The following is an 18,676-nucleotide window of genomic DNA, read 5'->3' on the forward strand; positions in this document are numbered from 1 at the left end:
GTGCTCAGTAAGCGCAATACCACTGTACCCCGGATTCGCGCATGTGTGTTGGACGAATTCATCGGAACGGTATGAGGTCCCCGGCTGACCAGGCCCTTCCGCCCTGCGCGGAGCGGGCTATCGTTCCGTTCATGGAGACGCCTGACCACGCCACTGAGACCCCCGCCGAAGCTTCCGCAGCCACCGGGATCGCCGCCCAGGACTGGGCCACCGCGGCAGCCGACCCGCAGTACCGCGCCGCGGTCGTGGACCTGCTCGGCGCCCTCGCCTACGGAGAGCTGGCGGCCTTCGAGCGGCTGGCGGAGGACGCGAAGCTCGCGCCGACACTCGGCGACAAGGCGGAGCTGGCGAAGATGGCCGCTGCCGAGTTCCACCACTTCGAGCAGCTCAACCAGCGGCTCACCGCCGTGGACGAGGACCCCACCGCCGCGATGGAGCCGTTCGCCAAGGCGCTCGACGACTTCCACCGCCAGACGGCGCCGTCCGACTGGCTGGAGGGCCTGGTCAAGGCGTACGTCGGCGATTCGATCGCGAGCGACTTCTACCGTGAGGTGGCGGCCCGGCTCGACACCGACACCCGGTCCCTGGTGCTGTCCGTGCTCGACGACACGGGCCACGGGAACTTCGCCGTGGAGAAGGTGCGCGCCGCGATCGAGGCCGACCCGCGGCTCGGCGGACGGCTCGCACTGTGGGCGCGCCGGCTGATGGGCGAGGCGCTGTCGCAGGCCCAGCGGGTGGTCGCCGACCGCGACGCCCTCTCGACGATGCTGGTGGGCGGCGTCGCGGACGGCTTCGACCTGGCTGAGGTGGGCCGGATGTTCTCCCGGATCACCGAGGCCCACACCAAGCGGATGGCCGCGCTGGGACTGGCCGCGTAACACCCCGCTACTGGGCCGCCGCCGCCGACGCCGACCGGGCGAGGTGGCGGCCGCGTGGTCGGATCAGGAGCGACAGCGTCACCGCCCCGACGGACACGGCTCCGATCAGCGTCGTCAGGATGTGGCCGGTACCCAGCGCGGCATGCGTCAGATACGCGCCGAACAGGGCGCCCAGCGCGCCCGTGAGATATACCGCACGGCCGGACGGCAGCCGGTCGGCCAGTGATCGGAGCGCCGCCCAGGACAGGGCGAGTCCGAGGACGGCGGCGCCGAAGGATTCCCAGATCACAGAGGATCACCTCGCGGGGGTGTGCGGGGCGGGCAAATCGGTCGTAGGCGGTCCTACCCCCAGCCTGTGAGGAGCAATCCTCCGGCGGACCGTTCCGACCCGTACGGGGTCCGGGACGGGCGGAGAGGCCGGCGGACGACACAGGAGCGGCCCGGCGGGGACATCCCCGCCGGGCCGCTCCCGTGATCAACGCGTCCGGTGGACTACAGCGTCCCGAACCCCACCCGCCGGGTGGTCGGCTCACCGATCTCCACATACGCGATCCGGTCGGCCGGCACCAGGACCTTGCGGCCCTTGTCGTCCGTGAGGCTGAGCAGCTCCGCCTTGCCGCCCAGTGCCGCGGCGACCGCGCTCTCGACGTCCTCGGCGGAAAGCCCGCTCTCCAGAACGATCTCGCGGGGCGTGTGCTGCACCCCGATCTTGACCTCCACGGCTATGTCCCTCCGACGGTCAGTCCCTGCGCGGCGAACCGCGCCGTACGCAGCCACATTAGCCCGGCGGGAGCGGGGCTCAGGGCCCGACCGGCAACGCCCGCAGCGAACACGGCGTCAGACGTCCCGCGCCGGAGGGCTCAGGTCTGCTCGGCGCCGTGCAGCGGGAAGCCCGCGATGCCCCGCCAGGCCAGCGAGGTGAGGAGCTGGACGGCCGTGTCGCGGGGGATGGTGGACCGGCTGGAGAGCCAGTAGCGCGCCACCACCTGGGAGACGCCGCCGAGGCCCACGGCCAGCAGCATGGACTCGTCCTTGGACAGGCCGGTGTCCCCGGCGATCACGTCGGAGATGGCCTCGGCGCACTGGAGGGACACCCGGTCGACCCGCTCGCGCACGGCGGGCTCGTTGGTCAGGTCGGACTCGAAGACCAGCCGGAACGCGCCGCCCTCGTCCTCCACGTACGCGAAGTAGGCGTCCATCGTCGCCTCGACGCGCAGCTTGTTGTCCGTCGTGGAGGCCAGCGCCGTGCGCACGGCCTGGAGCAGGGACTCGCAGTGCTGGTCGAGCAGGGCCAGGTAGAGCTCCAGCTTTCCGGGGAAGTGCTGGTAGAGCACCGGTTTGCTGACTCCGGCCCGCTCGGCGATGTCGTCCATCGCGGCGGAGTGGTAGCCCTGCGCGACGAAGACCTCCTGTGCGGCGCCCAGCAGCTGATTGCGCCGGGCGCGGCGGGGAAGGCGTGTACCCCGCGGGCGCGCGGCCTCTGTCTGCTCGATGGCTGTCACGCCGCCTCCCAAATATGTGTTCCAGCACAACCGGTCCGTGCACGCTGCGCCGTACAGCCATCGTACTTTTGGGTAACCCGGGTGTGCGCGGCGCGGACGCAGAATTTCATGGACCGGACGGCTGTGGAAGCCACAGTTCTCCCTGGTCGTGAGCAAACCGGGGCGTACTACCGGTAATCGTCCTCATCCAAGGGAATCACCCTGCGCTGTTCCGCCACGTCGGCCTCATCGGCGGAGTCCGCATCGACGCTCTCCGGCCGGTCGTCGTCCTCGGGCCGGACATCCGTACGCTGCTCGGCGGCGTCCGCCTCCGGGGCCTCGGGCCCCGCCGCTTCCGGTTCGGCGTTCTCGAAGGTGTCCGGGTCGCTCGGGTCGACCGTCATGTGCAGCTCCCTTCCTTCCCTCGAAGCCTAGGAGCTACCCGCCCGCCCCGCGATGCGGCCTGTGACGGCGAACACATGAAGGGGGGCGTGATCGTCTCGTAACATTGCCGTATGTCTTCGACCGAGCTGCCGGGTGTCCAGGCCGCCGCCGCCGCGGTGGCTCCCACGGTCAGTGCCGTCCGGGTCGCCGACGGCGAACGGCTGCGCTCCGTGTCGCTGCCGGGGATCGGCCTGAACGTCCGCTGCCGACCGGGCGACCGGACCGGACTGCCTCCCGCGCTGTACGTGCACGGGCTCGGCGGCTCGTCGCAGAACTGGTCCGCGCTGATGCCGCTGCTGTCCGACCTGGTCGACGGCGAGGCCGTCGACCTGCCCGGATTCGGGGACTCGCCGCCGCCGGACGACGGCAATTACTCGGTGACCGGACACGCCCGTGCGGTGATCCGGCTGCTGGACGCGGAGGAGAGGGGGCCCGTCCACCTGTTCGGCAATTCGCTGGGCGGCGCCGTCGCCACCCGGGTCGCCGCGGTCCGTCCCGACCTGGTGCGCACCCTCACTCTGATCTCGCCCGCCCTGCCGGAGTGGCGGGTGCAGCGACCCGCCGTCCCGACCGGCCTCCTCGCGGCGCCGGGAGTCGCATCCCTGTTCGCCCGGCTGACGAAGGGCTGGACGGCGGAGCAGCGGACGCGCGGAGTCATGGCACTCTGTTACGGCGATCCGGCACGGGTCTCCGACGAAGCCTTCCGCAACGCGGTGGCCGAGATGGAGAGGCGGCTGGAGCTGCCGTACTTCTGGGACGCGATGACGCGTTCGGCCCGGGGCATCGTCGACGCGTACACCCTGGGCGGCCAGCACGGACTGTGGCGCCAGGCCGAGCGGGTGCTCGCACCGACGCAGCTCGTGTACGGCGGACGGGACCGGCTCGTCTCGTACCGGATGGCACGCAAGGCGTCCGCGGCCTTCCGCGACGCCCGGCTGCTGACGCTGCCCGACGCGGGGCACGTGGCGATGATGGAGTACCCGGAGGCGGTCGCCCAGGCGTTCCGGGAACTGCTGGACGATTGCGGCGGGAGCTGATCCGGGGCGTGGGACGACACAGTCGAAAGGGCTCCGGGGCGATCCGCCCGGACGCGGCCGTCACGGAACCGGGCGGCGAGCGCGCCGCGGCGAGGCCCGCGCCCGGCGGCGGCAGGCGCAGGCGGACCGCTCCCGCGCCGACCGGTGACGGGCGGGGCCCGTTCTCCGCCGACGCCCCGCAGGTGCGCGGCGGCCACCCCGAACAGCGTGAGCAGGGCGGCGGCTGGGGCACCGGACCGGTACCCCGCTACGACCAAGGGCCCGACGCCCCCGCGCCCCGCGGCGCCCCCCGTCCCCAGCTGTCCCACCCGGGCCGGCACTCCGGTCCGGACGACCGACCCGCCGACGCCCGGCCGCACTCCGGCGCGCCCGCCGGGCCCCAGGACGCCGCCGCCCGGCAGCAGGCCGTGGCCCGCCAGGTGTCCGCCCAGCGCGCGGCCCAGCGCGCCGCGGACGGCCGGGCGGCGCAGCAGCCGACGCCCGCCGGCTCGGTGCCGGGCCCGCGGCGGGAGTTCGTCGACGCCTTCGACGCCGACGCCTCGCCGGGCGCACCCGCCGCGCCGCCGGCCGGAGCCCCGGACGGCGTGGACGACACCGGCACCGGCACGGACACCGGGGTCGGGGAGCCTGACGAACGCGCCGCGACCCGGGGCGGCAGGGGGCGGACGTTCACCGGCATCGCCGCCGCCGCGGTGACCACCGTGCTCGCGGTCGTGGTGGCCGGCCAGGTCGCCGAGGACGCCGGCGACCGTGCGGCCGCCGCGCGCGCCGCCGATGTGGAGCGACAGGGCCCGAGCGACGATTCCTCGCGCTCCGACGCCCGCCCGACCCCGAAGCAGCCCTCGGCGAAGCCCGAGGTCAAACCCCTCTCGTACGCGGACAGGATGGCGCAGCCGTTTCCGCTCGCCGCGGACCTGAGGGCGAGTGGCACGTTCGAGGCGGTGCCCGGGCTCGCGAAGGCCCCGGGGAAGGGGCAGAAGCACCGCTACCGGGTCGATGTGGAGAAGGGACTCGGCCTCGACGCCGGCCTGTTCGCCGAAGCCGTGCAGAAGACGCTCAACGACGACCGGAGCTGGGCGCACAACGGCGCGATGACGTTCGAGCGCATCTCGTCGGGAACCCCGGACTTCGTGATCACGCTCGCCAGCCCCGGGACCACCGGCGACTGGTGTGCCGAGTCCGGTCTCGACACCACGGTCGACAACGTCTCCTGTGATTCCGCCGCGACCGACCGCGTCATGATCAACGCCTATCGCTGGGCACAGGGCGCCGCCACCTTCGGCCCGGACAAGCTGCTGCCCTACCGTCAGATGCTCATCAACCACGAGGTCGGCCACCGCCTGCACCACAACCACGTGAACTGCCGCACCCCCGGCGCCCTGGCTCCGGTCATGCAGCAGCAGACCAAGACCCTTGAGATCGACGGCATCAAGTGCAAGCCCAACCCCTGGGTGTATCCAACCGGTTGACCCCGGCACGCGCCGCCCGCGAAGGGCTGGCCCGGGCCTGACTCTCCGTAACAACCGACCGCTGTATCGCGACGGAACGCGACCGGGGCGGGAAAGTTACGACGGTTCACCCCTTTCGGTGGCGCGACGGACAACCGTCCGTCGCGCCACCGGCGTATCCGCTTACGGTCGTCCCGCTGTGAGTCGCCATTTCAACGGCGGCCGCCCACAAGGGAGATCGGGGGTGTATTCGTGCGGATCGGACTGCTCACCGACGGTGGTTATCCGTATGCGACCGGTGAGTCCGGACTCTGGTGCGACCGACTGGTGCGCGGGCTGCCGCAGCACGAGTTCGACCTGTTCGCCCTGAGCCGCTCCGCCCACCAGGAGGACCAGGGCTGGGTCCGGCTGCCGCCCCAGGTCAGCCGGGTGCGCACCGCGCCGCTGTGGACCCCCGAGGACGGCACCCTGCGCGGCAGCGGCGAACGCGGCCTGCTGGCCCGGCTGGTGACCGGGGGGGAACGGTCCTACGGGCGGCGCGACCGCAGGCGTTTCACCGACGGCCTCACCGCCCTCGCCACCGCGATCTGCACCCCCGACGAGGCCGGTACGGGGGTGGGTGAGGGAACCGGCACGGAGCTGTTCGCCGAAGGGCTCTACGGCCTCGGCGAGCTGGCCCGCGAGCGCGGCGGACTCCATCTCGCCCTGCGTTCCGAGGACACCGTCCGCATCCTGGAGGCCGCTTCCCGCGCCCGGGGCACCGGCCGCACCGTGCAGGGCGCCACCGTCCCCGACCACCTCGCCTTCGCCGCCGAGCTGGAGCGCGCGCTGCGCCCGCTCTCGCTGGACTGGTACGGCCAGGAGAGCCTCGGTGCGGTCGACCTCTGCCATGCGGCCTCCGGTGGAGCGGCCGCGCTCCCGGGGCTCCTGGCCAAACGCTTCTTCGGGGTGCCGCTGCTGGTCACCGAGCACGGCGTCCCGCTGCGCGCGCACTACCTGGCCGCCTGCGACACCCCGTACGGAACCCCTGTGCGCGCGCTCCTCGCCGGATTCCACGGCCGCCTCACCACCGAGGTCTACCGGCAGGCCGCGATCGTCACCCCCGGCAACACCCACGTGCGGCGCTGGCAGCAGCGCTGCGGAGCGGACCCCGCCAAGCAGCGCACGGTCTACCCGGGCATGGCGGCCGAGCGCTTCGGCCAGGTCGGCGAGGATGCCGAGCGCCTCGCCGCGGCCGGCGGGGGCGAAGGCCCGGGCGGCCCCGACACGCTGGTCTGGGTCGGCCGGATCGAGCCCGCCAAGGACCTGATCGCCCTCCTCCACGCCTTCGCCGAGGTCCGCCGCGCCGAGCCCGGCGCCCGGCTGCGCGTCTTCGGTGCCCCGGCGGACGGCGACCGGGCGGCCACCACCTACCTCGCCCACTGCACGGCCCTGGCCGCCCAGCTCTTCCCGGACGAGGCCACCGGCGCGCACACCGAGGGCGTCAGCCCGGTCACCTTCGAGGAGATCGGCGGCCCCGAGGTCCCCGACCTCGCCGAGGCCTACGGCGCGGGCGGCGTGATCGTGCTGTCCAGCGTCGTCGAGGGCTTCCCGGTCAGCCTCGTCGAAGCCATGTTCTGCGGCCGGGCCACCGTCTCCACCGACGTGGGAGCGGTCGTCGAAGTCATCGGCGGCACCGGCCTGGTGGTGCCCCCGCGCAACCCCAAGGCGCTCGCCGACGCCTGCGTCGCACTGCTGCGCGACCCCGAGCGTCGAGCACGCCTGGGGGCCGCCGCAAGGGCCCGCGCGCTCGAACTCTTCACCGTCGAACAGAACCTCGCGGCATTTCGCGGCATTTACCTGGAGCTGATCTCGCACACCCCGGTGCGCCGCGAGGCCGACACCGTGGACGCCCACGGCGACCCGCTGCCCTTCGCCACCCCGCCGGAAGCCCGCCTCCTCGGCCACTGGACCCAGCGCGGGCCGCACCACCGTCCACAGCCGGCCCCGGAGCAGTCCGACGCCTCCGCGCCGGGCCGGGCGTCCGCGCCCGGGGGCCGGCTGCCGGCCCGGCCCGGGGAGCCCGAGCCGCAGGACCCGCGGGAGCCGGAGCCCGAGGGCGTCTGCGCGATCGCGTCCGGACCGGCGGGAGACGGCGATGCGTGACCACCCGGCCTTTCACGAACCGGCCTTTCACGAACCGGCCTTCCATGAACCGGCCTTCCATGAACCGGCCCTCCACGAACCGGCCCTCCACGAAGCGAGCTTCCCCGGCCCCGGAGGCCGCCCCGACCACGGAGACATCCCGATGACCCGTCCGGACGACCCGGCGCCCCCCGCTGCCGCCCCGGAACGCACCGCGCCCGCCCCGGAACGCCCCGCGGAGATCCGGCCCCGCACCACGGCGCGCCGGGCACCGGGCGCCGCCGCCCGCCGGGGCCCGGCCGACCCGGTGAAGTCCCTCCTGCACCACCACCGCGACCTGTGTGAACGGGCCGTGGACCCCCTGGAGATCGCCGCCGGACTGGAGGCGCACGGCCTCACCGACCGCACCGCCGCCCGCTACCGCCACCGGGATGTCTTCGCCCTCGCCGAGGAGCTGTACGCCCGCATGCCGCCCCGTACGCGGGAGCGCGTCGCCGACGGGCCTACCGGCCCCGGTCCCGACACCGACGACCGGGCCGCGTGGACGCTCCTCGCCCTGCTTCCGGGCGCCGCCTGCCTGGCGACCGCCGGGGTGCTCCGGGTCACCGAGGGCGTCCTCGGCGACGGGACGCGGGCCCTCGTCACCGTCGTCGGCGCCGTCCTGGCCTGCCTGGCGCTCCGGGCGTGCCTGGGCCGGGGCCCTCTGCGCGCCCCCGACGGAGCGGGTCGCGCCGGGATGTACGGCTGCTGGCTGCTGAGCTACGCGGTGTACGGCGAGGAACTGCTCGCCCAGGTCATGACCGGCGGCCCGGACGGTCCGTGGGACGGCACCCCGGCCCCGCTGCTCGGTCTCGCCGCCGCCATCGCTCCGGCCGCCTGGTGCGTGCATCTCTTCACCGTCCACGCCCACCGCAAATTGACCGCCAGCCGCGTCCTGGAGGAGTTCGGCGCGGGCGTGCGGCCCCTGCTCCTGGCGGTCGTCACCCTCTTCCTCGGCGCGCTGCTGCCCCTGCTGTACCTGGCCGACCTCGGCCTCGGGGGCGGCACGCCCGTCGCGGCCGCCGCCCTCGGGGTCCTGTTCTTCGCGGCCCGGCTGCTCGCCGCGCACGGGCTGCCCGAACCGGGCACCGTCGCGCTCGCCGCCGCCTGCGCCGTCGAGGTCGGGGCCCCGGCCCTCGTCCTCGCCGCCCGGCTCCCCGGACTCGAACCCCTCGCCCGGCCCGTGGACGCCCTCGTCTCGGCGGGCGGTACCGGGGCCGTGTCCGCCCTCGCCTGCGGCGGGGCCGCCGTCGGCCTCCTGCTGCACGCGGCGTTCGCGCTCTCCCGCGCCTCCGCCCACACCCGGACCTGAGCCGGCCCCCCGACCTACCACCGCACGACCGACCGGCGTACCACCGCCCGACCCCCGACGTACCACCGCCCGACCACCGCCCGCCCCCCGATGTACCACCGCCCGACGCACCCACGAACCACCGCACGACCCGCCCACCGCCCACCGCCCACCGCCCACCGCCCACCGGCCACCGCCCACCGCACCAGCCCCTCCGACCGTTCCACCGCTTCACCGCCCCACATCCGCGGAGCCGACGCCGCGGGCTCGTCCAGCACCGTACGACCGACTCGATGACCTAGGAGAAACCCGCCATGACCCCCCAATCCCCCGCACCGGCAGTGAGCCGTCGGCACCGAGGCGGTGCGCGATGAGGGTGCTGCTGCTCGGAGCCAACGGATTCCTCGGCCGCTTCGTCGCCGACCGTCTGCTCGCCGATCCGGCCGTCCACCTCACGGCTCTGGGCCGCGGCGACGACGCCGACGTCCGGTTCGACCTCGCGGGCGGCAGCCCCGGGGCGCTCACCCGCTTCCTGGACGCCGTCCATCCCGGAGTCGTCGTCAACTGCGCGGGCGCCACGCGCGGCGGCGCCCGCGACCTGACCCGGCACAACACCGTCGCCGTCGCCACCGTCTGCGAGGCCCTGCGCCGCAGCGGCTGCGGGGCGCGGCTCGTCCAGGTCGGCTGCGCCTCGGAGTACGGGCCCTCGCAGCCCGGGTCCTCCACCGCCGAGGACGCGGTCCCGCGCCCCGGCGGCCCGTACGGCGTCAGCAAGCTCGCCGCCACCGAACTGGTCCTCGGCTCCGGCCTCGACGCCGTCGTCCTGCGGGTCTTCTCGCCCGTCGGCCCCGGCACCCCCGCCGGCTCCCCGCTCGGCCGGCTCGCCGAGGCGATGCGCCGGGCCATGCAGTCCGGCGACGGCGAGCTGAAGCTCAGCGGTCTCGGTGTGCAGCGGGACTTCGTCGACGTACGGGACGTGGCGCGGGCCGTCCACGCCGCCTCGCTCTCCGCCGCCCAGGGCGTCGTCAACATCGGCACCGGGCGGGCCGTCCGTCTCCGCGACGCCGCCGCCGTCCTGGCGCGAGTCGCCGGGTACGCGGGCGCCCTCCACGAGCTGGACACCCCCCCCGCGCGCCTGCCCATCGGAGCTCCGCGCACCTCCGCCGAGTCCGTCATGGAGCACCTCGCCGCCACCCCGTCCCCGTATCCCGACGGCTGCGGCGTGTGGCAGCAGGCCGACGTCCGTACCGCGCGGGACCGGCTCGGCTGGCGGCCCCGGATCAATCTGGAGGAGTCCCTGGCGGACATCTGGATGGAGGCGGCGTGCCGTATCTGACCGCTCCCGCCGACGCCCGCCGCACCGCGGGCGGCGAACAGCTCGGCTTCGGCGTTCCCGGCTACGCCCACCCACTGCTCGCCCCCGCCGAATGGGCCGAACTGGCCCGCCCCGGCACCCCGCTGCACTGGGCCGTCCTCAACATCGCGGACGGCCCCGGCTCCCGGCCCGACCCGCACTGCCTGGAGGCGGCGGGCAGGCTGCGCAACGCCCGCGAACGCGCCCTGCACGGCTGCTCCCCGGACGACACTGTCCGGGCCTCGGGCGGCAGGCTGCTCGGCCACCTCGACCTGGCCTGGGGCGAGCGGCCGTTCGAGGAGCTGATCGCGGACGCCCGGTCCTTCATCGACTGGTACCGGATCGGCGGCTTCTACCTCGCCCGCTGCCCCGCCGAGCGGGCCGAGCTGCCGGCCGTCCGCAGGCTCACCGGTACGCTCCACGCCCTGCTGGCGGAGAGCGACAGCGCCGACGACGGGGGCCGCCTGGTGCTGGGCCACGGCACGCATCCGTATCCCGGGTACGCGGAGGCGGCCGACCAGCTGGTCACCTTCCAGGGCCCGTGGACCGACTACCGCTGGTCCCAGGTGGCCGAGTGGACGGCCGAATATGCACCGGAGCGGTTCGCCCACCTCGTCCACGGGGTGCCGCGCACCCACCTGGAGGAGGCCATGCGCATCGCCCGCTGGCAGGGCGCCGGGACGATCTTCTTCACGGACCGGAACGACCGGGACGGCCGGAACGACCGGGACGGCCGAAGTGGACAAAGCGACCCATTCGCGGCGCTGCCCAGTTACTGGGACGAAATCGTCTCGCGGATCGGACCTGGTATCTCGGAATGAGGAGGGGCGTGGCAGTGTTACGGGGAGAACAACCGTACGTAGTCGACCGTAAGAAGCCGGTCTACGTAGAATCCGACCACCTGCATTGTTGAGGTTCCTGTGTCGCTGCCACCCCTGGTCGAGCCAGCTGCTGAGCTCACCGTCGACGAGGTCCGCAGGTACTCCCGCCACCTGATCATCCCCGATGTGGGGATGGACGGGCAGAAGCGCCTGAAGAACGCCAAGGTGCTGTGTGTCGGCGCCGGCGGCCTCGGCTCGCCGGCCCTGATGTATCTGGCCGCGGCCGGTGTCGGCACGCTCGGCATCGTGGAGTTCGACGAGGTCGACGAGTCGAACCTGCAGCGCCAGATCATCCACAGCCAGGCCGACATCGGCCGGTCCAAGGCGGAGTCCGCCAAGGACTCCGTGCTGGGCATCAACCCGTACGTCAACGTGGTCCTTCACGAAGAGCGGCTCGAAGCCGAGAACGTGATGGAGATCTTCGCGCAGTACGACCTGATCGTGGACGGCACGGACAACTTCGCCACCCGCTATCTCGTCAACGACGCCGCGGTGCTGCTGAACAAGCCGTACGTCTGGGGCTCGATCTACCGCTTCGACGGCCAGGCCTCCGTGTTCTGGTCCGAGCACGGGCCCTGCTACCGCTGCCTCTACCCGGAGCCCCCGCCGCCGGGCATGGTCCCCTCCTGCGCCGAGGGCGGCGTGCTGGGCGTGCTCTGCGCGTCCGTCGGCTCCATCCAGGTCACCGAGGCCATCAAGCTGCTCGCCGGGGTCGGCGACCCGCTGGTCGGCCGCCTGATGATCTACGACGCCCTGGAGATGCAGTACCGCCAGGTCAAGGTCCGCAAGGACCCCGACTGCGCGGTCTGCGGCGAGAACCCCACCGTCACCGAGCTCATCGACTACGAGGCCTTCTGCGGCGTCGTGTCCGAGGAGGCGCAGGAGGCGGCGCTCGGCGCGACGATCACTCCCAAGCAGCTCAAGGAGTGGATCGACGGCGACGAGAAGATCGAGATCATCGACGTCCGCGAGAAGAACGAGTACGAGATCGTCTCGATCCCCGGCGCGAAGCTGATCCCGAAGGGCGAGTTCCTCATGGGCACCGCCCTCCAGGACCTCCCGCAGGACAAGCGCATCGTCCTGCACTGCAAGACGGGCGTCCGCAGCGCCGAGGTCCTCGCGGTCCTCAAGTCCGCGGGCTTCGCCGACGCGGTGCACGTCGGCGGCGGCGTCATCGGCTGGGTCAACCAGATCGAGCCCGAGAAGCCGGTGTACTAGAGCGTTCCGTACCGATGCCGTACGGAAGGGGCCGGTCCGCGCACGCGCGGGCCGGCCCCTTCCGTGTGCCCGGACTCCCGGGCCTCCGGGCCCCTCCTACGAGCAGGTCGTGCCGTCCTCGGGGACCTTCCCGTCCAGAAAGTAGTCGTCGATCGTCGAGGTCACACAGTCGTTGCCGCCGTAGGCCCCGTGCCCCTCGCCCTTGTTGGTCAGCAGGACGCCGACGCCCTTGCCCAGCTCGTCCGCCATCCGCCGCGCCCCCTCGTACGGGGTCGCCGGGTCGCCGGTCGTCCCGACGACCAGGATCGGGCCCGCGCCCGGCGCGCTGGTCTCCGGCGTCTCGCGCTCCCCCTCGACCGGCCACTGGGCGCACCAGCCCGCGGTGTCCCAGGCCAGGAACGGGCCGAAGACCGGTGACAGCTTCCGGAACTCCGGCAGCAGCGCACGGGCCTCGTCCACGGTGGGACGGGACGCCGAGTCGGCGCAGGAGATCGCCCGCTGCGAGTGGCTCTGGGTGTCGTAACGCCCCTGCTCGTCCCGGCCGTTGTACGAGTCGGCGAGCCGGAGCAGACCATTGCCCGTTCCGGCGTTCTCCGCCTCGTCGAGCGCGGCCGTCAGGGCGGGCCAGTCCGATGCGGAGTACAGCGGGGTGACGATGCCGGTGATGGCGAGCGACTCGCTCAGTTCGCGGCCCGAATCGGTCGGCAGCGGGCTCCGGTCCATGCGGGCCAGCAGCCGGGCGATGCGCTCGGAGCCCGCCTTCGGGTCCTGGCCGCGGTCCTTGAGGTAGTTCTCCAGGGCGCGCTGAAAGCCGGTGGTCTGGTTGCGGGCGTGCCCGGTCCCGTCGGCCGTCGGGTCGACGACCGCGTCCAGCACGGTACGTCCCACCTTGTGCGGGAAGAGGTGCGCGTACGTTCCGCCCAGCTCCGTACCGTAGGAGAAGCCGAAGTAGGACAGCTTCTCGTCGCCCAGGACCTCACGGATCAGGTCCAGGTCGCGGGCGGCGTTGGCCGTCCCGACGTGCGGCAGGATCGCGCCCGAGCGGCGCTCACAGCCGGCGCCGAAGTCCGCGGCGTCCTCGATGAACGCCGTCTCCTCGGCCGCCGTGTCCGGAGTCAGGTCGACGTTCCGGTGGGCCTGCTCCTGCTCCTTGTCGGTGCGGCAGCGCACCCCGGAGCTGGCCGCGACCCCGCGCGGGTCGAAACTCACCAGGTCGTAGCGGTAGTTGAGCGTCGCGTACGCGTCGGCCGAGCGCGGCAGCATGCCGACGCCGGATCCGCCGGGGCCGCCGAAGTTGAACAGCAGCGAGCCGAGCCGCCGCCCCTTGTCCCGGGCCTCCTTGCGGACCAGCGCGAGGGAGAGCGTCTCCCCCGACGGCTCCGCGTAGTCCAGCGGTACGTCCACGCGCGCGCAACGCCAGGCGGAGCCGGGGGCCTCGCCGCCCCGGGGGGCCGGGCAGCGCTTCCAGTCGAGGCGCTGCGAGGTGAGGGCGGAGGGCAGTTCCGGTGTCCTGGGGGAGTCCTTGAGGCCCGTCGGCGTGGGCGCGGCGGAGGCGCCGGCGGGACCGCCGCCCGCCGGATCGCTCGCCTCCGGCTCCGTGCTCAACAGGCCGCAGCCGGTGAGCAGTCCCGCCGCGAGGAGGGCTGCTCCTGTCGAGACGGCGGCCCGCTGGCCACGACGGTGCGCACGCATGATCCGGCTTCCCTCCCTGGGGGCGTCCTGCCCGAGGCCGGTGGTGACGCGTCGGGCGGCGGTGATGTGCGGCCATGCTAACCGCCGTGCTCGACACGGGAGTCGGGGGTCGGAGTCACCAGGAGTCACCCGCAGACGGTGCCGGACTTCGGCACCGTACCGTTCAACAGATAGCCGTCCACCGTCCGTTGCACGCACGCGTCCTTGCTGTTGTAGGCCCCGTGCCCCTCGCCCTCGTAGGTGAGCTCGACGCCGACGCCCTCGCCCAGCTTCTCCACCATCGCCTTCGCACCCGCGTACGGGGTCGCCGGGTCACCGGTGTTGCCGATGACCAGGATCGGAGCGGAGCCGGGTGCGGTGACGTCCGGGGTCTTCCAGGCGCCCGCCACCGGCCAGCCGGTGCAGCTCATCAGGCCCCAGCCCAGGTAGTCCCCGAACAGCGGGGACGCCTTGCGGAACTTGGGCAGCGCCGCCTTCGTCTGCTCCAGGGAGAACCGCTGCGAGCTGTCCGCGCAGTTGATGGAGATGTTGGCGGCGTTGGAGTTGTCGTACCGCCCGTCCTCCGAGCGGCCGTTCAGCGAATCGGCCAGGGCGAGGAGCAGCCCGCCGTTCCCGCCGCCCGCCTCGTCCAGGCCCTGTTCCAGCAGCGGCCAGGTCTCCTTGGAGTACAGCGCGGACGCGATGCCGGTGGTGGCCAGTGTCTGCGTCAGCGCACGGTCGCCGAGTCCGTCGACGGGCTCCTCCTCCAGCTCGGCCAGCAGATCGGCGATGCCCTGCTCGACCTCCTGCCGGGTGGCCCCGGGCAGCGCGCAGTCGTCGCGTTCCGCGCACTCCTTCGTGAAGTTGTCCAGGGCCAACTGGAAGCCCTGGGCCTGGCCGATGGCGGACTGCTCGGCGTCCTTCGTGGGGTCGACCACCGCGTCGAAGACCGCCCGGCCGACCTTGTCGGGGAAGAGGTGGGCGTAGACGCCGCCCAGTTCGGTGCCGTACGAGATGCCGAAGTAGTGCAGCTTGTCGTCGCCCAGGACCTCGCGCATCAGGTCCATGTCGCGGGCGGCGTTCGTCGTGCCCACGAAGGGGAGTTCGGGGCCGGAGTTCTCCTCGCAGTCCGCGATGAAGTCCTTCTGCCCTTGGATGAACTGCTTCTCCTCGGCCGCGTCGTCCGGGGTGGAGTCCTCCTGGTAGAAGGCGTCGAGCTGGGCGTCGTCGGCGCACTCGACGCCCTCGCTGCGGCCGACCCCGCGCGGGTCGAAGCTCACCAGGTCGTACCGGGTGCGGAGCTTGTCGTACTCGGTGCCGAACGCGGGCAGCGTAGCGACGCCGGACGCGCCGGGTCCGCCGAAGTTGAACACCAGCGAGCCGATCCGCCGCTTCGGCTCCTTGGCCTTCGCCCGCACCAGCGCCAGTTCGATCGTGCGGCCGTCCGGCTCCGCGTAGTCGAGGGGCACGTCCATGAAGGAGCACTCCCACACCACGCCGCCGGGCAGCGGCGACGGCGACTCGCCGCCGCCCTGGGCCGAGTTCGGGGGCGGGCACGGAGACCATGCGAGCTGCTGCGACGCGAGGTCGTCGGCGGTGGAGGACGGAGAGGCGGTCGATGCCCCGGTGGGCGTCGAGGACCCCTCCCCGTCACCGTCGCCCGAACAGGCGGCCAGCGGCAGCAGCACGGTGGCGGTGGCGGCGAGGGCGGCGGCACGCAGAGCGGGGGAAGTCCTCATGCCCCCATCGTGCGGCGGCGCGCCGGGGAGCGCGGCCGGGCGCGGTCCATGCGGGTGGCGGGGGGCCGCTGCCCCCGCCGGGCCGCCCGCCGGGCGACGACAGGAGTTCGACGACAGGACCTGGGCCACAGCTCGCCCGCGGGGGCCCGGCGGCGGGGCTGCTCGCCCGGCCCGCGCCTCCGGCTACAGCTCGCCCTTGCGGGTCAGCTGGTTGAAGGCGATCCACCCCGGCAGCACCGGCAGCCACAGCGTCATCACGCGGTAGAGCAGCACCGCGGGCGCCGCGACCTCCGCCGGCAGGCCGACCGCGATGAGGCCCAGCGTCAGCGCGCCCTCGACCGCGCCCATCCCGCCCGGCGTCGGGGCCGCCGAGCCGATCGCGTTCCCCGCCAGGAAGACCACCGCGATGCTCGCGTAGCTCAGCTGGGGCACGTCCGGGCCGCTGAACGCCCGGATCGAGGCGTCCAGGCAGAGCACGAACAGGCCGGTCAGCAACAGCATGCCGCTGATGCCCGTCAGCAGCTTCTGCGGCCGCTGCACCACGTCCAGCATGCGCGGCACGACCCCGGCGAACAGCGAGCGCACCCGCGTCACCACGAACTTCCGCAGGAACGGGACCGCCGTCACCACCAGCACCAGCACCGCGACCGTCAGCAGACCGGCGATCACCGTCCGGGACGGGGTCAGCGAGTCCGGGGTCCGCTCCGTACCGGTGAGATACCCGAACAGCGCCAGCAGCATGATGTGGGCGCCGAGCCCGAAGAGCTGCGAGGCCCCGACGCTCGCCACCGCGAGCCCGGGGCGCACCCCGGCGCGCTGGAGGAAGCGGGTGTTCAGGGCCACGCCCCCGATGGCCGCCGGCGCGACGATCTTCACGAACGAGCCGGCCACCTGCGCCTGCACGGTCTTCGAGAACGGCACCCGCTCCGGCACGAAGCCCAGCAGACTCATCGCCGCCGCCACGTAGCTCAGCGCCGAGAAGCCGAGGGCGGCCGCCACCCAGCCCCACTCCGCCTGCTCCACGACCACCCCGAAGTTCGCCTGGGTGACCTGCGAGATCAGGAAGTACGCGGCGATGGCTCCGGCGATGAAGCTGAACAGGGTGCGCGGTTTGATGCGCTCCAGGCGGACCGGTTCGACCGGGGCCTGCGGGCGGATCAGCAGCACCTGACGCCGGATCTGGGCGAGCAGATCCTCCTCGCGGGCCTCCTCCAGCGCGTCGTCCATGGCGCGCTTCTCGGCCTGCTTCTCGGTGCGCAGCGACTTGCGCTCCGCCTTGTGGTCCGCCTTGAGGTCTGCCTTGGGGCTCGTCCTGGGGCCCGCCTTCGGTTCGGTCTCCCGGTCCGCGCCGTGCTCCGGGGGAGTCCCACCGGTGGACTCCCCGGTGGAGTCCGCGGTGGAGTCCTCAGCGGCCTGCGCCTTCGCCTGCTTGGCCGCCTGCGAGGCCTCCACCACCGCTTCCCGCTCGCGCTGCGAACGCTCGCGGGCGATCCGGCGCAGCGTCGCCCGGGTGGAGCGGCTCAGCGCGATCGGCTGGAGCAGCGGCAGACAGTCCGCCACCGCGTCCGGGCCCAGCACGGCCAGCGCACCGGCGACCGACCGCTCGGCCCCCACCCGCAGCCCCAGCGTGGTCAGCAACTGGGCCACGTCCATCCGCAGCACCAGATCACCGGCGGCGATCTCACCGCCGCGCAGATCCGTCACGAACGCCCTGCCGGAACGGTCCACCAGGAGCGCGTCACCGGTCAGCCTGCGGTGCGCGATCCGGCGCGACTGGAGAGCCTTCACCTGACGCCAGGTGCCACGCACCAGATCGTCGGTGATCTCCTCGTCCTCCATCGAGTCCAGCGTCCGGCCGCCGATGTGCTCGTAGACGAGCATCACCGCGTCGGGGCCCAGCTCCGAGGTGGCGATCAGCTTGGGCGCGTTCGCCCCGGCGGCGATGGCCGCGTACGCGAGCAGCGCCTCCTGCTCCAGCGCCTGGCGCAACGACTGGATCGAGCGCCGCTGGGTGATCCCGCGCAGCGTGAGCCGCCGCCAGGCCCGGTAGAAGAACCCCTGGGCCTGCTGTTCCCGGTCGACGACGGTGACGTCCAGCGGGGGGCCGTCCTCCAGGGTGACCAGATAGCGCCGACCCCGGTCGCTCTGGTCGGCGTGGTCCGGGGCGTCCTCGGTGCGCATCGCCGCGACCGGGCGGAAGCCCACGTGCCGCAGCCCCGCCATCAGGTGCTGGCCGGTGGGGCGGACGTTCGGCGAGCCGACCGCGTACAGCGTCCCGTACGCCACGGTCCAGCCGATCAGCACGGTGAGGATGATCGAGAACGGGGTGGTGTACCCGCCCACCAGCATCGCGAACGCGTCGAGCAGCAGCACCACCCACAGCACCACGCGCCAGCGCGGCCGCCGTGCCATCCCGACCGCCGTCATGTACGCGATGACCGGCGCGAGGTAGCCGTGCACCGGGTCGGTCAGACCGCCGGCCGTCTGCGGCTGGGTCAGCGCGTCCTGGATGGTGCCGGGCGCGGACCGCGAGACCCAGAGGTCGGTGGCGAGCGTCACCCCGTGGGCGAGCACGGCCGCGAGCACACCGTCCGCGATGCGCAGCCCGTCGCGTTTGATGAGGCGTTCGATGGCGAAGGCGACGGGCACCAGCAGCACGGCGATGCTGGACACCAGGCCGGCGATCTTGATCAACAGATCGGGCGCCTGTTCGGTGCCCTTGGAGATGTCGTCCTCCAGGCCGGTGGTGGTGCCCTGGGCGAACGCGGCGATCGAGAACAGGACCGCGATCGCGAGCACGCCGATGAGCAGCCGCATCAGGTCGGAGGGGCGGTGCACCCGGGCGGGGAGCAGCGGCTCGTCGCCGGAGACGCGGTCGGTCAGAGCGGCCTCGGCCGAGGCCCGGGTCGAGCCGGTCAGATGTCCGGTGGTGGACGCCGTGGGGCCGTCGGCACGGGGCGCTCCGGAGGACTCGGAATCACCCTGCGGGCGCTCCCCGGCATCGGAGGCGTCCGCCGCCTTCGGTGGCTGCACGCCCTGCTCCTTCATCGCCTCTGGTCCGTCTTCGTGTT

The 18,676-nt window shown here is 73.3% G+C and carries 15 protein-coding genes; 8 read left to right on the forward strand and 7 right to left on the reverse strand.

Going from position 1 to position 18,676, the window contains the following annotated elements; all coding sequences use genetic code 11:
* Positions 1 to 131 precede the first annotated feature (131 nt).
* Positions 132 to 878 (forward strand): ferritin-like fold-containing protein, encoded by a 747-nt coding sequence (locus D581_RS0105965; protein ID WP_007446800.1) that lies wholly within the window; start codon positions 132 to 134, stop codon positions 876 to 878.
* 7 nt (positions 879 to 885) lie between these two features.
* On the opposite strand, the gene D581_RS0105970 is transcribed toward D581_RS0105965, so the two are convergent.
* The 4 genes from D581_RS0105970 to D581_RS0105985 all read right to left on the reverse strand — a co-directional run bounded on the left by D581_RS0105970 (position 886) and on the right by D581_RS0105985 (position 2,763).
* The gene (locus tag D581_RS0105970; protein ID WP_018956315.1) at positions 886 to 1,167 is read right to left on the reverse strand and encodes a hypothetical protein; all 282 of its coding nucleotides are present in this window, start codon (positions 1,165 to 1,167) and stop codon (positions 886 to 888) included.
* A 203-nt stretch (positions 1,168 to 1,370) separates the two neighbouring features.
* Positions 1,371 to 1,598 carry a DUF3107 domain-containing protein gene (locus tag D581_RS0105975; RefSeq protein ID WP_003966467.1) on the reverse strand — a complete coding sequence of 76 codons (228 nt, stop codon included), beginning with the start codon at positions 1,596 to 1,598 and terminating at the stop codon, positions 1,371 to 1,373.
* 140 nt (positions 1,599 to 1,738) lie between these two features.
* A complete protein-coding gene (locus D581_RS0105980) occupies positions 1,739 to 2,380 on the reverse strand; it encodes a TetR/AcrR family transcriptional regulator (RefSeq protein ID WP_018956316.1) in 642 nt (213 codons plus the stop codon).
* 167 nt (positions 2,381 to 2,547) lie between these two features.
* Positions 2,548 to 2,763: a hypothetical protein gene (locus D581_RS0105985; RefSeq protein ID WP_018956317.1), complete on the reverse strand. Its 216-nt coding sequence runs from the start codon at positions 2,761 to 2,763 to the stop codon at positions 2,548 to 2,550.
* 111 nt (positions 2,764 to 2,874) lie between these two features.
* Here D581_RS0105985 and D581_RS0105990 point away from each other — a divergent pair, with 111 nt between their 5' ends.
* The 7 genes from D581_RS0105990 (at position 2,875) to moeZ (ending at position 12,195) form a co-directional block, all read left to right on the forward strand.
* A complete protein-coding gene (locus tag D581_RS0105990) occupies positions 2,875 to 3,840 on the forward strand; it encodes an alpha/beta fold hydrolase (RefSeq protein ID WP_018956318.1) in 966 nt (321 codons plus the stop codon).
* 8 nt (positions 3,841 to 3,848) lie between these two features.
* Positions 3,849 to 5,309, forward strand: a complete 1,461-nt coding sequence (locus tag D581_RS0105995) for a DUF3152 domain-containing protein (protein ID WP_078625673.1) — start codon at positions 3,849 to 3,851, stop codon at positions 5,307 to 5,309.
* Between the two features lie 231 nt (positions 5,310 to 5,540).
* On the forward strand, positions 5,541 to 7,433 hold the full coding sequence (locus D581_RS0106000) for a DUF3492 domain-containing protein (RefSeq protein ID WP_018956320.1): 1,893 nt from the start codon (positions 5,541 to 5,543) through the stop codon (positions 7,431 to 7,433).
* Between the two features lie 142 nt (positions 7,434 to 7,575).
* Positions 7,576 to 8,763 carry a hypothetical protein gene (locus tag D581_RS0106005; RefSeq protein WP_469224367.1) on the forward strand — a complete coding sequence of 396 codons (1,188 nt, stop codon included), beginning with the start codon at positions 7,576 to 7,578 and terminating at the stop codon, positions 8,761 to 8,763.
* 349 nt (positions 8,764 to 9,112) lie between these two features.
* Positions 9,113 to 10,078, forward strand: a complete 966-nt coding sequence (locus D581_RS0106010) for an NAD-dependent epimerase/dehydratase family protein (protein ID WP_018956322.1) — start codon at positions 9,113 to 9,115, stop codon at positions 10,076 to 10,078.
* Positions 10,066 to 10,917, forward strand: coding sequence for a spherulation-specific family 4 protein (locus D581_RS0106015; protein ID WP_018956323.1), 852 nt, complete (start codon positions 10,066 to 10,068; stop codon positions 10,915 to 10,917). The genes D581_RS0106010 and D581_RS0106015 overlap by 13 nt, the downstream gene beginning before the upstream one ends.
* A gap of 99 nt (positions 10,918 to 11,016) precedes the next feature.
* Positions 11,017 to 12,195: an adenylyltransferase/sulfurtransferase MoeZ gene (gene moeZ, locus D581_RS0106020; protein WP_018956324.1), complete on the forward strand. Its 1,179-nt coding sequence runs from the start codon at positions 11,017 to 11,019 to the stop codon at positions 12,193 to 12,195.
* Between the two features lie 96 nt (positions 12,196 to 12,291).
* Here the strand turns inward: moeZ and D581_RS0106025 are convergent, their stop codons facing one another.
* From D581_RS0106025 to D581_RS0106035, 3 genes are all read right to left on the reverse strand, one after another.
* Positions 12,292 to 13,887, reverse strand: a complete 1,596-nt coding sequence (locus D581_RS0106025; protein WP_018956325.1) for an alpha/beta hydrolase — start codon at positions 13,885 to 13,887, stop codon at positions 12,292 to 12,294.
* Between the two features lie 125 nt (positions 13,888 to 14,012).
* Entirely contained in the window at positions 14,013 to 15,605 is a 1,593-nt protein-coding gene (locus tag D581_RS0106030; protein ID WP_018956326.1) for an alpha/beta hydrolase, read from the reverse strand.
* Positions 15,606 to 15,788: 183 nt separating this feature from the next.
* Positions 15,789 to 18,638, reverse strand: coding sequence for a lysylphosphatidylglycerol synthase transmembrane domain-containing protein (locus tag D581_RS0106035; RefSeq protein ID WP_026290253.1), 2,850 nt, complete (start codon positions 18,636 to 18,638; stop codon positions 15,789 to 15,791).
* Positions 18,639 to 18,676 lie beyond the last annotated feature (38 nt).

The sequence above is a fragment of the Streptomyces sp. CNB091 genome (genome assembly GCF_000377965.1).

What these genes read in the sequence shown, in the direction of transcription:
- D581_RS0105965 (WP_007446800.1), top strand. Translation starts at nt 132, where the DNA reads ATGGAGACGCCTGACCACGCCACTGAGACCCCCGCCGAAGCTTCCGCA.
- D581_RS0105985 (WP_018956317.1), bottom strand. Translation starts at nt 2,763, where the DNA reads ATGACGGTCGACCCGAGCGACCCGGACACCTTCGAGAACGCCGAACCG.
- D581_RS0105990 (WP_018956318.1), top strand. Translation starts at nt 2,875, where the DNA reads ATGTCTTCGACCGAGCTGCCGGGTGTCCAGGCCGCCGCCGCCGCGGTG.
- D581_RS0106005 (WP_469224367.1), top strand. Translation starts at nt 7,576, where the DNA reads ATGACCCGTCCGGACGACCCGGCGCCCCCCGCTGCCGCCCCGGAACGC.
- D581_RS0106010 (WP_018956322.1), top strand. Translation starts at nt 9,113, where the DNA reads ATGAGGGTGCTGCTGCTCGGAGCCAACGGATTCCTCGGCCGCTTCGTC.
- D581_RS0106025 (WP_018956325.1), bottom strand. Translation starts at nt 13,887, where the DNA reads ATGCGTGCGCACCGTCGTGGCCAGCGGGCCGCCGTCTCGACAGGAGCA.
- D581_RS0106030 (WP_018956326.1), bottom strand. Translation starts at nt 15,605, where the DNA reads ATGAGGACTTCCCCCGCTCTGCGTGCCGCCGCCCTCGCCGCCACCGCC.